The 12,994-nt window shown below is 68.9% G+C and carries 14 protein-coding genes and 1 tRNA gene; 6 read left to right on the top strand and 9 right to left on the bottom strand.

Annotated features, from left to right (window positions below; genetic code table 11):
- On the top strand, positions 1-473 hold a 473-nt coding region (gene bcp, locus NBZ85_RS18185; RefSeq protein WP_261562279.1), incomplete at its 5' end, for a thioredoxin-dependent thiol peroxidase.
- A 57-nt stretch (positions 474-530) separates the two neighbouring features.
- Here bcp and NBZ85_RS18180 read toward each other — a convergent pair.
- Complete coding sequence (locus NBZ85_RS18180) at positions 531-1,235, bottom strand: hypothetical protein (protein ID WP_261556949.1); 705 nt, start codon at positions 1,233-1,235, stop codon at positions 531-533.
- A 317-nt stretch (positions 1,236-1,552) separates the two neighbouring features.
- Here NBZ85_RS18180 and NBZ85_RS18175 point away from each other — a divergent pair.
- A tRNA-Leu gene (locus NBZ85_RS18175) sits at positions 1,553-1,633 on the top strand.
- A 163-nt stretch (positions 1,634-1,796) separates the two neighbouring features.
- Here NBZ85_RS18175 and pyrF read toward each other — a convergent pair.
- Positions 1,797-2,693, bottom strand: coding sequence for an orotidine-5'-phosphate decarboxylase (gene pyrF, locus NBZ85_RS18170; RefSeq protein WP_261556950.1), 897 nt, complete (start codon positions 2,691-2,693; stop codon positions 1,797-1,799).
- A 493-nt stretch (positions 2,694-3,186) separates the two neighbouring features.
- On the opposite strand from pyrF, the gene NBZ85_RS18165 reads away from it, so the two are divergent.
- Positions 3,187-4,236: a lipase family protein gene (locus NBZ85_RS18165; RefSeq protein WP_261556951.1), complete on the top strand. Its 1,050-nt coding sequence runs from the start codon at positions 3,187-3,189 to the stop codon at positions 4,234-4,236.
- A gap of 98 nt (positions 4,237-4,334) precedes the next feature.
- Here NBZ85_RS18165 and NBZ85_RS18160 read toward each other — a convergent pair whose 3' ends face one another.
- The 4 genes from NBZ85_RS18160 to NBZ85_RS18145 are packed head-to-tail and all read right to left on the bottom strand — an operon-like array spanning position 4,335 to position 8,146.
- Positions 4,335-5,615: a cytochrome P450 gene (locus tag NBZ85_RS18160; RefSeq protein ID WP_261556953.1), complete on the bottom strand. Its 1,281-nt coding sequence runs from the start codon at positions 5,613-5,615 to the stop codon at positions 4,335-4,337.
- Between the two features lie 18 nt (positions 5,616-5,633).
- Complete coding sequence (locus NBZ85_RS18155; protein WP_261562278.1) at positions 5,634-6,986, bottom strand: Dyp-type peroxidase; 1,353 nt, start codon at positions 6,984-6,986, stop codon at positions 5,634-5,636.
- Positions 6,983-7,528 (bottom strand): hypothetical protein, encoded by a 546-nt coding sequence (locus NBZ85_RS18150; RefSeq protein ID WP_261556957.1) that lies wholly within the window; start codon positions 7,526-7,528, stop codon positions 6,983-6,985. The genes NBZ85_RS18155 and NBZ85_RS18150 overlap by 4 nt, the downstream gene beginning before the upstream one ends.
- Positions 7,529-7,549: 21 nt before the next feature.
- The gene (locus NBZ85_RS18145; RefSeq protein ID WP_261556958.1) at positions 7,550-8,146 is read right to left on the bottom strand and encodes a hypothetical protein; all 597 of its coding nucleotides are present in this window, start codon (positions 8,144-8,146) and stop codon (positions 7,550-7,552) included.
- Between the two features lie 235 nt (positions 8,147-8,381).
- On the opposite strand from NBZ85_RS18145, the gene NBZ85_RS18140 reads away from it, so the two are divergent.
- On the top strand, positions 8,382-8,873 hold the full coding sequence (locus tag NBZ85_RS18140) for a nuclear transport factor 2 family protein (protein ID WP_261562277.1): 492 nt from the start codon (positions 8,382-8,384) through the stop codon (positions 8,871-8,873).
- A 672-nt stretch (positions 8,874-9,545) separates the two neighbouring features.
- On the opposite strand, the gene NBZ85_RS18135 is transcribed toward NBZ85_RS18140, so the two are convergent.
- The 3 genes from NBZ85_RS18135 to NBZ85_RS18125 form a co-directional block, all read right to left on the bottom strand.
- Positions 9,546-10,307 carry a nucleotidyltransferase domain-containing protein gene (locus tag NBZ85_RS18135; protein WP_261556960.1) on the bottom strand — a complete coding sequence of 254 codons (762 nt, stop codon included), beginning with the start codon at positions 10,305-10,307 and terminating at the stop codon, positions 9,546-9,548.
- Between the two features lie 184 nt (positions 10,308-10,491).
- Positions 10,492-11,067: an esterase-like activity of phytase family protein gene (locus NBZ85_RS18130; protein ID WP_261562276.1), complete on the bottom strand. Its 576-nt coding sequence runs from the start codon at positions 11,065-11,067 to the stop codon at positions 10,492-10,494.
- A 139-nt stretch (positions 11,068-11,206) separates the two neighbouring features.
- The gene (locus NBZ85_RS18125; RefSeq protein ID WP_498041248.1) at positions 11,207-11,653 is read right to left on the bottom strand and encodes a winged helix-turn-helix transcriptional regulator; all 447 of its coding nucleotides are present in this window, start codon (positions 11,651-11,653) and stop codon (positions 11,207-11,209) included.
- A 248-nt stretch (positions 11,654-11,901) separates the two neighbouring features.
- Here NBZ85_RS18125 and NBZ85_RS18120 point away from each other — a divergent pair, with 248 nt between their 5' ends.
- Both NBZ85_RS18120 and NBZ85_RS18115 read left to right on the top strand, forming a co-directional pair.
- Complete coding sequence (locus tag NBZ85_RS18120; protein ID WP_261556970.1) at positions 11,902-12,402, top strand: NUDIX domain-containing protein; 501 nt, start codon at positions 11,902-11,904, stop codon at positions 12,400-12,402.
- A gap of 204 nt (positions 12,403-12,606) precedes the next feature.
- Positions 12,607-12,927 carry a putative quinol monooxygenase gene (locus tag NBZ85_RS18115; protein WP_261556971.1) on the top strand — a complete coding sequence of 107 codons (321 nt, stop codon included), beginning with the start codon at positions 12,607-12,609 and terminating at the stop codon, positions 12,925-12,927.
- Positions 12,928-12,994 lie beyond the last annotated feature (67 nt).

Here is a 12,994-nt window from a genome sequence, read left to right as displayed (position 1 = left end):
GAAGTAGACGACGACGCGGCGACCCCGCCCCCGAGTTCACCCTGCCCGACGCCGACGGCAACGAGGTGTCGCTGTCGTCGTTCCGGGGCCGCCGCGTCGTCGTCTACTTCTACCCGGCCGCGTCGACGCCGGGCTGCACGAAGCAGGCGTGCGACTTCCGGGACAGCCTCGCCCAGCTCAACGACGCCGGCATCGACGTCCTCGGGGTCTCCCCCGACAAGCCGGCGAAGCTGGTGAAGTTCCGTGACAACGAATCCCTGACGTTCCCACTGCTGTCCGACCCGGAGCGCAGCGTCCTGGCCGCCTACGGCGCGTTCGGCGAGAAGACGATGTACGGCAAGAAGACCGTCGGTGTGATCCGCTCGACGTTCGTCATCGGCGCCGACGGCCGGGTCGAGGTGGCCCAGTACAACGTCCGCGCGACCGGCCACGTCGCCAAGCTCCTGCGCGACCTCGGCCTCGCCACCGCCTGACCGACCCGCTCCGCGCACAAGCCTTTGCCCCCCCGCGGCGCGCCGGGGTCGCCGGGCCTAGCTCGCCGGCCGCAGGTCCCAGCGCAGCAGCACGTTCCCCGGTCGCCGCGGGTCGACCAGCACCGGGATACGCCGCGGCCGGCCGGACGAGGCGATCGCCGCGCGACTGAGATCCATGTCCGCGTCGGGCAGCACCGCGCTGCGCACCACCGGATACGGCGCACCCCCCGGCCGATCGACGAGCAGGTGCACCTCGGCGACGGCCCGACCGTTCACCCGCACGCCGGTGTCACACACGGTGTCGACGGTCGCGGTTGTCGCCTGCCCGGAGTGGATCAGCGTCAACGCCCGATTGCGTTCGAGCAGGGCACGCTGGGCGGCGTGCCGCGGCCCGGGCCGCCCCAGGCGGGACACGGTCCGCGCGGCCCCGTCGGCCGCCGCCGCATCCTCCGCCGTCGGATGCCCACCACCGGGAGCGCTCGCCGCCGCGAGATGCCGCCGGGAAGCGCCTGCTCCAACGCTCTGGTCGACCTCGAAGTCGACGGCACCCACCGGCGGGCCGCCCAAGCCGGGCGGACCATCGGCGACCTCGGCACCAGCGTTGCCGGCCGACAGATCATCCGAGCCAGTTCCGTCACCGGCGACGTTGACGACACCATCAGCGACGGCAGTGGACGAGGTGCCGGCGGTGGTGGTGGCGGTGGTGGCGGGAATCGCGGTGTCGGTGGTCGCGGCGATGCCCGGGGCCTCCGTCGTGGTCATCTGCTGTCGTCTCCCAGTCGTCATCGCGCGGACCGGCGCACACGCCAGCCTGCCGCCGGGCGGCCGCCCGTGCGGGTCGGGCTGGCGACAGCGCGGCTGCCGCACCTGTCAGCAAGGCGACCGTCGGACGAAGGAAGCTGGCCGACCACGGGAGCCCTGTTGGCCGCCTGGTACATCTCCGGCCCTCATCCCCCCAAACCTCGCGGACCCGACGGGACGCATCTGGACCGACCTGACGGCGCACGGTAACCGCCGATCGACGCTTAGGAGAACCGCAATGCCACCGTGGTGCCGGTCCTCGCTACCCTGGAAATCACGCGGGAGTGGCGGAATGGCAGACGCAGCAGGTTTAGGTCCTGCCGCCCTAGGGCGTGGGGGTTCAAGTCCCCCCTCCCGCACCCCGTTCCCAGGAGCGTTTCCGCAGGTCAGACGCTCGCTCACCGCTCCCCCTCCTGATCGCCCGGGCCGGTTGGGCACAGACTGGTCACAGCCGAGCCGTCGCCGGTCGTCTGGTCGTCTGGTCGTCCTGGGTACGACAGGTTTCCGATCAAAGTGGCTGTTTCAGGCGCGGAGTGCGTCGCGCAGGTGCGCCGCGAGGGTCTGGGCGCTGTGCCGCAGACGCGACGGGTCCGGCCCGACGGCGAGCAGCGACCGGGACGCGGAGGCGAGAACGCGATCGGGACAATCGGCGAAGCACGCCGCGACTGTCGCGGGTGTGGCGCCCTGGGCGCCGACTCCCGGCGCGAGGAACAACCCGTTCATCGCACGGAGATCGAAGTCCGTCGGGGGGCCGTGCGTCGGGCCGAACACCGATCCAATCGGGCCGACGCGGCCAGGCGCGAGGCGGTTGTTCTCCGCGGCGATGTCGGCGACCAGGTGCTGTTCGACCGTCGCGGTGTCCGCGTGGCGGGCACTCTGGAGGGCGCGGCCCTCAGCATTGGACGACCGGGTGACGACGAACACGCCGGCATCGCTGGCCACGGCTCGATCCAGGATCGGCCGCATCGCCGCGAAGCCGAGATACGGGGTGACGGTGATCGCATCCACCGGAATCCCCGCGTCGGATCCAAGGTAGGCCTCGGCGTAGGCCTGACTGGTCGAACCGATATCTCCCCGTTTCGCGTCGAGGAGAACCAGCAGGCCCGCGTCGCGGCATGACTCGACGAGACGGGCCAGGCTACGGATTCCTCGCCAGCCATGCCGTTCGTAGAAGGCGGCCTGGGGCTTCACCACGCCCACCGCCCCCACCGAGGCATCGACGACGATGTCGACGAAACGCTCCAGACCGTCCGGAGTGTCCGTCAGACTCCACTCGGTCAGCAGATCACCCGACGGGTCAAGCCCGAAGACGAGCGGTCCATACCTACCCACTGCTGTGCGGACCCGATCAGCGAAAGGGGCACTGGACGACCCGGGCAGCCCGGGCCCGACCGATCCCGCCTTGGACACCGACGACATGGGCACGATCGTGACCCATCTCGTCCGCACGCGCCAGAGCCGGTCCGCCGCCACGGGGAGAGGCCCAAGCGTGTAGCCGAGCCGGTGGACAACCGCGGACGCCGGCGGAGCCCACGTCCAGACCAGACCGACGGGGCGGAGCTTCCATCTCCCGCCGGTCCCGCCCTGCACCGAGGAACCACCCAGCCGGCAACACGGCGCGGAGGCCGGCTCTTTCCCGACCTTCCGTCCTCCAACCCACCTCGCACCCTCCGCCACTACCCGGCTGGCGGTCGACTCGCGCTCGCGGGTCGACTCGATGCTTCGGGTGGTCACCGTGCCGCATTCGAGATCGACACCTCCGTCCGGCTGGTCGGCGAACGTCACCAACGGCCTCCGGAACCCCCGACAGACCCCGCCTTGACGACAAGACGTAATCGAATGACTACGATACAGTAAAGGGGGGCGGCTCTCCCGCGCACCAGCGAGAACGAAGGGTCCCGGGTTACCCGACATGTTGATAAAGAATGTCACCGCACCCACCTACGCGGACCTGCGGCCCATGAAGCCGGACATTACGGCGACGTTCCCGGTGTACCAGAAGCTGGCCGAGACCCTCGCGTCGGCGACGAAGCATCCGGACCCGATCGTCGCGCACACGTTGGCAACCTGCGCGGGATACGCATATTCCGACGTCGAGACCGTTTCCATGATAATGGCACGGATGGGGCTCCACGACAACCACTGCCTACAGGTCGCCGAAAGCGTCGACGCGATGTTCATCTGCTCGACGGCGTTCCTGGTCCAGAGCCAGGACGGCAAAGTGGTGATCCTGTGCTATCGGGGAACCGAACCGACCAATTTTGTCAACTGGTTGACCGACGCCGACATCTACCCGGATAGGGTCAGCTTCACGCTCGACCAGGGGTCCGGCCCGTTCGAGGTGCACGGCGGGTTCTACCGGAATGTGCGGGCGACTCGCTACGAGATCGTGCGGGCGTTGGAACGTGCGTTGAAGGGAAAGTCGGTCCGGCCCGGCGGCCGGGCGATGCCCCACGCTCTTTCGTCGCTCTACATCACCGGCCACAGCCTCGGCGCGGCGATGGCAGCACTGCTGGCAGTCATGATCAGGACGGATCCGGCGTACACTCGGATCGCCGCCACGCTGAAGGCTACCTACACGTTCGGCCAACCCATGCTCGGCTCCCCGGACTTCGCGGCAGCCTGTGGCTCCGAGAAACTCGTCGGAGACCAGTTGTTCCGCTACCGGTACGCCCAGGACATGGTTCCCGCTCTCCCACCCAAGGCGTCCGGTCCCTTCGCTCACTTCGGTCCCGAGTACCAGTACCAGGGGAAAGGCGACGACGCCCACTGGGCGCCCGTCGCGTCGACGACGCAGATGGGTGACATTCTCGACCTCGTTGCCGCACCCCTGTCGTTCCTGGCCCGGCAGCTGCGTATTTCCCGTACCGTCCCTTTTCGATATTCCCTGTACGACCACAGCCCGCAGCACTACATCGCGGCACTCACTCCTCCGGGAGTCCGCTCGGAGTTCGGCGACTGATGCTCCGCGCGGCGGCCGTGCCGCGGCAGCGGTCAGCCAGGATCCAGAACCAGGATCGGGCGGCGGTTCCGGAGCGAACCGTTCCCACCGTCGGCCCGTCAACCGGTCGCGAACTCCAGCGTCATCGAGGTCGGGAAATTGCCGACGACCGACAGCTGGCCGGCGGGTCCCGCCGCTCGGTGCGCGTCCGGGAGCGACAGCACCGCGCGCACGATCGCGGAAATCGACACCGGGTTGACATAACGCCCGAAGCACCGGTGCAGGCCCGTTCCGAAGTGCAGGTACACGGAGTCCGGCCGGTCGAGGCGAAACTCTTCCGGCGACGGTACGAAGGCGCTGTCCAGCATCGCCGACTGGGTCGACGCGAAAACGACCGTCCCAGCCGTAATCATGGTCTCATGGTGGGTGCCCCGCGCGATGGGATAGTCGACCACCGCGTGCCGGATCAGCCCCGGAGCCTGCGGCGCGAGCCGCATCGCCTCGTTGACGTACCGCCCGAGCAGGACGTCATCCCCGGCACGGGCCGCCGCTTGGGCCTCCGCCAGCTCTCGGGGCCTGCGGAACAGCTCGTCCAGTGCCAGCGCGGACGCCTTGGACGTGGTGGGAATCATCCCGACGAGCAGCCCGATCAGATTACTGCGGATCTCCTCGTCGCTGAATGCCGTGTCCTTCGAGACCTGCTCTCGCAGCAGCCTGCCGAGCACGTCGTCCTTGTGCTCCCCGGACCGGGCCGACCGCTTGCGGATCGCGACCAGGCCGTCGACGTGCGGGCGGACCCACGCGGCGGCTGCCAGCGCCTCCTTGGTGACGATCGGGTCCCGCTTGGGATTCGCGAAGATGTCGGTGAACAGGACCTTGGCCCACTCGATCAACGTCTCTCGGTCAGGTCCCGGCGCGCCAAGGTAAGCCTCCGCCAGCTTCGCCGGCACCGCGTCGCAGACGTCCTTCACGACATCGATGCGCCCGAGCGGCCTGGCTTCGTCGACGAGGCGCGCGGCCTCGGAATCGACCAGCTCGGTGATCCCCGGAAGATCCGACTGGCGGAATGCCAGACGCAGCAGCGACACGTCCCGCTCGTAGTGCGGCCCGTCGTTCAGCCCAAGGATGAAGTCTCCGGTGATTTCGTCCATGGGTGCCGTGTACGCGTCGACGGTGAACTCACGGTCGTGGGTGAGCACCTCGACGACGTCGGGAAACCTCGTGACGACAGCCATGCCGTCGTGCACGAAAACCGGGCGCACGTCGCGCAGCACACCAAAGACCTCCTCCGGATGCTGTTGAACCCGGTCCTGGATTAGCGCGGTCGCCCGCTCCGCGAAGCGCAGCGTGTCGCCGACCGATTGTCCAGCGAGCCTTACAAGGTCATCGAGCAGTGACATGATGCCCCCATCGGGTTATCAGCCCGCCAGACCGGACAGGTAGCACAGCCCGTTCAGGCCGGGTGCGAAGAAGTACTCGCCGCCGGTGACGGTGACCGACCGGACAAGTGGGTGGACGAATGCCGGAGGCTCGCCCTGGACGGTCATCTTGCCGGCGCCGCGGTGGTCGCCGACGATCACGTCCTTGTCCTCCCCCAGCCCGAAGGCATTCCCGTCGTTGAGCCACTGCGACTGGATGAACTCGAACTGGCGGGCGATGTCGGCCTGGAAGCAGGTGAAGACGACCCCGCGGTCGACGCCGTCGTCGGGCGCCCCCGGCGGCAGCGGCGGGCCGTAGGGCAGTCCGCGGCGCACCAGCCGGTGACGGTTGACGAGTTTGCCGTCGAACGGCAGGGATTCGCGCGGGTTGACCCGCCTGATGTGCGCGCCGACCGGGCAGCGATAGCCGTCGGGGTCGTCTGCGTAGCTGAAGGCGTTGTTGCGGGCGGGGTCGCGGGCGACCTTCCCCTCGGGGCTGGCCGGACAGACGTCAAGGGGGGTGCCGTCGCGCCACCGCCCCACCAGCTTCGCGGCGAGCATTTCCTCGCCACCTGAATAGTCCCGCGCGGCTTGCGCCAACCTCGCCCGGAAGCCCGCGACGTCCTGACGGAGCCTGCGGTAGACGAAGTAGCTGCCGTTACGGGCAAGGCTGTCCGGCCTGGGGGCGTCGGGGAGGACTCCCTCCTCGTCCGGGTACCCCAGCACGAACTCGCCGGGCCGGACCGGGCGCCACCGCCCCTTTCCAGCCAGCGCGCCCTGCCCGGTGCGGGGACCCGACTCGAGTCCCTCGATGTCCGGTTGAGAGAAGCCGTCGGCATAGCCGAAGTGCTCCCGCTGCCCCTTCAGCAACGCGGTCGGCTGCGTGCTGACCACCGCGAGCCCGCCGTCCGCGAGAGTACCGTCCAGCCAGCGGAGGCGCTGCGCGAGGTATCGAGGCGTGCGCGCGGACAACCAGACTAGGGCGTGGACGCTCGGCCCGCCAAGCCCGCCCGTCCAGTGCTTCGGCGCGCTCGTACCCCAGTCCCCCAACAAGGCCGCCCGGGACGCCATCCCCGCCAGGAAGGGCGGAGAGAACGTGCCGAGGACCGAGTCCCGCAGCCCGAGGGCGCGCAACCCACGGGCCGTGAAGGCGACGTTGACCGCGCTGTTCGGCTTGCTGTCCCACGGCGCGGCCGTGGTGACGTCCCCGATGATCCGATCGACCCATCGCCGCCCCGCGACCGCATTTTCGATCTTGAGGAACACATACGAGCCGACCGCCATCCGATAGCCGCGCAGGACGACGCCCTGGATGTTGTCGACGTCCAGGGCGACCATGTCGGCGCCCCTCATGCCGGCACCGGGAACCGGGCGGTGAACGCACGGCGCAGCGCGGCGGGATCCGTGCCCTGCACCGACACGGCGAAGTTGGTGAACCGCTCGCGGGCCCGCAGGCTCTCGCGCACCTGGGCGACGCTCGCGTCCGGATAGGCCGAGACGAAGAACGTCGTGTCGATCTGGTTGCGCTGGACGAACCCCGCGAACGCGGTCGGGTCCGCGGCGCCCGGGTAGCCCACGCAGTGTCCCCAGATGGCGTCGGCTTCCACCGGCATCAGCCGCGCGATCGCGTCGATATAGCTGCCCAGCGGCCCGTCGAAGTTGCTCACGAAGATCAGGTAGGACGACTTGAGATGCTCCCTCACCTGCGGCGGTCCCTGGTAGACGAGATCGTCGATCACCAGCCAGCGAGCGAAGTGCGTGGTGCCCAGGCGCGCCAACGGGCTTTTCTCGCCGGTCGGGAGCCGGCGTAGGTACGTGCGCAACGTCGGCGCCCGGCCGCCCAGCACCGGCGAGGCGGTCATCAGGGCGAAGGCCTGCCCACTCGTGTTTGCCATGCGCCTGTCCCTACCCTTGGTCTACAGGTCGTGCTGGATGTCGACGAGGAAGGCGTCGTAGGCCCGTTTGAAATCGTCCGGATCGGTGATGTCGGTCGCCTTCACGCGGAATGCGTCAAGCTTCTCCCGCAACCGCAGCGCGGCCAGGACGGTCTTCGTGGTCGCCTCCGGGTAGGCGCCGTAATAGTGGTCGACGGCAAGGTCGTTGGCGTGGATGTAAGCCTTGAAAGGTCCGACCGGCCGTGGCCCGGGGAAGCCGAAGGACGTTCCCCAGATCGCCTTCATCCGATTCGGAACGACCTCCGAGAAGGCGTCGATGTACTCATCCCAGGTACCGTTGAAGTTCGTCTCGAAGAACAGGTAGTCGTAGTGCAGTCTCTCCTTCTCCTGAGGCGGCCCGTTGTAGGGCAGACCGGTCACGATCGACCAGCGTGCATAATGGATGAAGGACAGCTTGACCAACGCCTCGGCCAGCACCGAGAGGTGTTCGCCGGCAAACATGACCAGGCGTACGAGGGGGGTCATACCGGGCTTGATCGGCGTCATGACGGTGATGGCCGTCGCGCGGCCGTCCACGGCTCGAACGCCGTCGACGGTCCGCACGTCGACTGTCTGCACGGCGACGGTCCGCGCGTCGCCGACCGGTACCAGCGGCGAACCACTTCGCTGTCGCGTGGCCGTAGGTGTCCTTGTCACCGTTCCTCCCTTTTTTCGCGTCTTGCCCGCCCACCCATCGATGACCGGCAGTATGCAGTCGATTGCCGGTCGGTGCAATGACCCTTGCGCAAAGCAGGCCGGGCCGCGAACCTTTCCAGTGGCCGTAAACGTCGCACGCACCTGGTAGGAGCCGCACATGCACCCGAATGCCCAGCTCGTCGTCAGGTTCTACACCAGCCTGCAGAATTCCGACATCGAAAGAATAAAGAGCTGCTATGCCCCCGACGTGATGTACTGGGACCCAGTGTTCCGGGAGTTGCATGGGGAACGAGCGATAGCGATGTGGGACATGCTGTGCGAACGCGGGGACGAGCTGCGGGTCGAATTCGGCGACGTCCAAGCCGACAACGACTCGGGCTCGGCCCGCTGGGAAGCCCGCTACACCTTCTCCAGGACCGGGCGCCCGGTACACAATCTGATCACCTCGAGCTTCCGCTTCGCCGACGGTCGTATCCGCGAGCAACGCGACACCTTCGACGTGCACCGCTGGGCCGGCATGGCGCTCGGCGCCCCGGGTCGCCTCCTGGGTTGGACTCCGCCGCTGCACGCGGTGCTGCACCGGCAGTCCGCCAAGCTGATCGACGACTTCACGAGCAAGCACCATGCGCCCGAGGCGCTCGAGGGCTGACCCTGCGGCCCGGCCGCCGACGGTTCCCGTGGCGACCGTGGTGACGGCCGGGCGGAGCGCCTGCCGGATAACGGCCAGGTCCGCGAAGTGCGGACCTGGCAACACCTACTCCCGACGACAGCCGGCCCCGATCTGGGCCGGCTGGGGGCTGCCGGGTCGGGACAGTGGGTGGTTCAGGCAGAGATGGTCAACGGCAAGATTAGAAGCAGCTCAGTACCCACCGACCGATCTGCCGAAGAGGCTCTTTCCAAGACCTGGACGACGACCGGGGCGCGCGGGTCAGATGTGCCGCCAGTCATCCACTGGGCCACGAAATCAACACGCAAGATCCTCGCGCGTGGCCTTCAGAGGTTACCCTGTCGCGATCAGCTACCGTCTGCCCATGCGTACCAAGCACCGAACTCGCCGATGCCATCGAAGTGATCGAAGCACTTCTACTCATCCTCGACATGACCTGGGACGACCTTCTCGCCCTGGCCGAACGCAAACGAGAAGAACGGGGCGGATTCCCGGAGCGGATCCACGCCTGCGGGGCTCATTATGGACGACTCGACCGGTGCGCATTCACCGGAGGCTCAGGAGCCGCCGGACCGGGACTCCGACCGGGCATGGTTCTGGACCGACGAGTAGCAGGCCAGTGAGCGACAGACCGCGCGCCGGGACGACATCGATTCAGGGCGAGGCTGTGGTGGTCTTGATTGCGGCGTTGACGGCGGTGCGCGTTCGGGTCGCGAGGGCGTCGGCGGCGTGCGGGTCGACGGTGCCGTAGTCGTGGCGGCTCGTCAGCGCGGCGGATACGACGGTGAGATCCGGATGGTGGGTGGCGACCCAGCGGGCGCCCTGCAGCTTGGAGCCCCAGCTCTCGGTTTCGGCATAGCGCCAGCTCCGACAGGCGTTGAGGACGCGGTTGGGCGTCGCCGGCTCGCTGGAGTCGTGCCACGACAAGGAGTCGAGGATCGCGGAGAGCTGCCAGGCCCGCGGGACCGCTGTCAGCAGGTCCACCGGCGACGGTCCGTACAGGACCCGACCGAGATCACGGCCGATCGCCAGGTCGAGCAGGAACCAGTGGCTCGACTCGGTGGACGGATCCGTCGAAACGTGGCGGGCGATGTCAGTACCGGTATTGAGGTTGAGCTGGTAATGCGGATGGCGGGCCACCGGCGTGACGTCCCGGACGTCGTAGCACACGAATTCGAGCCGGCGGGCCGGGCACGGAAGCACCGTGTGGTCGAGCTCCTCGATGAGCCGGTTCCGAACCGCCGGTTCGAGCGTGCCGTCGATGAATGCCTGAACATCCAGGTCGCTGGGTCCCGGATCGTAGTCGCCGTAGGACCCCGAACCGAACAGGTAGACGGCTGTCAGCCGGTCCGCGAGCAGCCCGCGAAGCAGGGCGACGACATCGCGCAGGTAACGGCTCTCCCGCTCAGGAAGCACGGCGTCCCACCCCTCGCGCGGTCGATCAGCGGTTCCCGTGGACCGGCCGCCGGGCAACCGGAAAGGCCCTACCTACTGACAATGCCACTGACTCGCCGGATCCACGCTGCCACGGACCCGGCGAGTCACCGCTACCCGGCAGGGCTCCCCGGCGTCGCGGCGCCGGCCAGCCGGGAACGCGCGGTCAGGACAGCGGGCGGTTCAGGTGGAGCAGGAGGATCCTGCTTTCGACGCCGGAGTCGATGAGCTGACCGAAGGTGCCGAGGCCGAGGCCGTTGGCGTTGGCGACGGCGACGGCGACGGTGCGGGGGCCGAGGACGGCGACGCCCTCGACCTTGTCGGGCACCAGCAGCAGGCTCTGCACGGGCAGGTAGAGGGTGCGGCCGTCGGGCGCCAGCGCGATACCCTCGAAACCGCGGTTGATCTTGCGGTTGGTGAGGATGGCGGGCAGCGACGCAATGACGGGATAGGCCGTCCCGGTCAGCTGCAGGCCGGCGGGGACGTACCGGGCCAGCACCTTTCCGCGGGCACTGATCCGCAGCAGGGACGGGCTGTACTCAGCCACCAGCCAGAACTCGCCGCTGCGCGTGCGGACGAGGCCCTCCGTGTCCAGACCGTTCGGGTTGAGCGGAAGCTTCGTCTGGGCGTCCCAGGTGTAGGGAGTCTCGTCGTAGCCGTCGATGTTCGACAGGCCGGTGACGGGTGCTCCGTGCGCGGTGGTGATCGGCAGGGCGTCCAGGACCTTGATGGTGGAGCCCACGACGCGCACCTTCCAGCGACCCTCCGCATGACGACCAACCGGCGCGATCCCGTCATCGGCGCAGCGCAGAGCCCCGAGGGTGGGAATCACGACGAGGCGCGGAAGGCTCGCCGGCGGCGATGGGCTCGCCGGCGGGAGGTCAGCGCACCTGGCCGAGCCGGACCAGGCTGGTGGTCCCCGGCAGCACCGGCGCGTGGCAGTGGCCGCACACCATCTCGGGATGCAGCTCGGCGCCGCAGTCGTGCTCCCACCTGGTCGGCCCCGGGCCGTCGGTGACGTAGCGGTCGCCCCACTCCATCAGCCCGAGCATGATCGGCCGTAGCGCGCGGCCGGCCTCGGTGGGCACGTACTCGTAGCGCGGTGGCCGCTCCTGGTACTGCACCCTGGCCAGCACGCCGCGCTCGACGAGGGTGCGCAGCCGGGCCGCGAGAATGTCCCGACTCGCCCCGGTGTTGTGGGCGATCTGGTCGAAACGGCGCTCACCGAGCAGCACCTCGCGCAGCGCGAGCAGGCTCCACCGCTCACCGATGACCCCGAGCGCGTTGGCGATCGAACAGTCCCGCCCGGCACCGGCCATGGTGACCATCTCCTCGACCACACGTCCCGCCGACTCGCCCCGGCCCTGCCGCCCGCCGCCCGGACACTGCCGCCGGGACAATGCAGGCAGAAGGAGTCGGTCCAATAATCCAACCTATCACCCGCCCCGCCGGCACAGCACGGCACGGCACCGAATCCGGCACGGCACCGAGTCCACCGGACGACCTGACCGAACCACCAACAGCGCCTGGCACGACACGGTAGCCAGGAAGCCGAACCCACCGGAGGAGTCCTGCCTTGACCAGTGCGGGAGAGGACCGGCGACCCGTGCGGCGCAGCCAGCGCGGCGAGACGACACTGAGCTGCCTCGGGCCGTCACCGGACCCGCCGTTCGAGCAGGTGACCAGCGCCGCGGTGGTGGCGGTCACCGACGACGGCCGGCTGGTCGTCGCCGACCTCGCCCGCGGGCTGGACATCCCCGGCGGGCACGTGCAGCGCGGCGAGTCGTCGATCGACGAGACCGTGCGGCGGGAGGCATGGGAGGAGGTCCGGGCCCGGCTCGGCGCCCTGCACCCGGTCGAGGTGATCGAGTCCGACTACTTCGGCGCCGACGACCTGACCTACATGGTGATCCGCACCGCTCGGATCACCGAACTCGGCCCGTGGGAAGCCACCCACGAGTCCGCCGGCCGGGTGGTGATCGACCCCGAGGAGTTCCTTCGGAGCTACCGCGGCGGGGACCCGATACTCATGCGTCATCTCGTGACCGCCGCCCTCGCCACCCTGCCCGCCCCCTGATCGGAACGGCTGCGACGGTCGGCGTCAAGGTCCGGACGGCCCCACCTGCTGACTACTCAGGTCCGCCGAGTCCGGGCCGCGGCGATGTGACGTGAGTCTCGCGATACGCACTACAGTGATCTATAGTGAAGTCACGCACCGTTACCCATGGAACGATGGCGGCGTGGACCTCGCTGCCGATGACTGCGTCGCGGAGGTGGAGCCATGTTCGGTCTGACGGTGCGCTTCGAGGTTCGCCCGGATACCGCGGACGAGTTCGACGCCCTCGTGGCGCGAACCGTGCCCCTCATCGCGGAGCGGGAGCCGGGCACGCTGATCTACACGACGCACCGCATCGCCGGCGACCCGAACGCCCGGCTGTTCTACGAGCTGTACCGGGACCGCGACGCCTTCGAGGAGCACGAGAACCAGCCGCACATGCGCCGCTTCGCCGCCGGCCGGCAACACCTGCTCACCGGCCCTCCGCGCATCGAGTTCATCACCTTCACCGCCGGCACCGGCGTCCCGGTGGCAACCGAAGCCTAGGACGGCCCAGGACGAACAGGTCCGAACTCCGACCGAACTCCGACCGGGCGCCGGGGGCGGGGTCGGC

Source organism: Frankia tisae (genome assembly GCF_025403405.1).
GTDB classification, from domain to species: Bacteria; Actinomycetota; Actinomycetes; order Frankiales; family Frankiaceae; genus Frankia; species Frankia tisai.
This window is presented reverse-complemented; position numbering and strand designations above follow the sequence as displayed.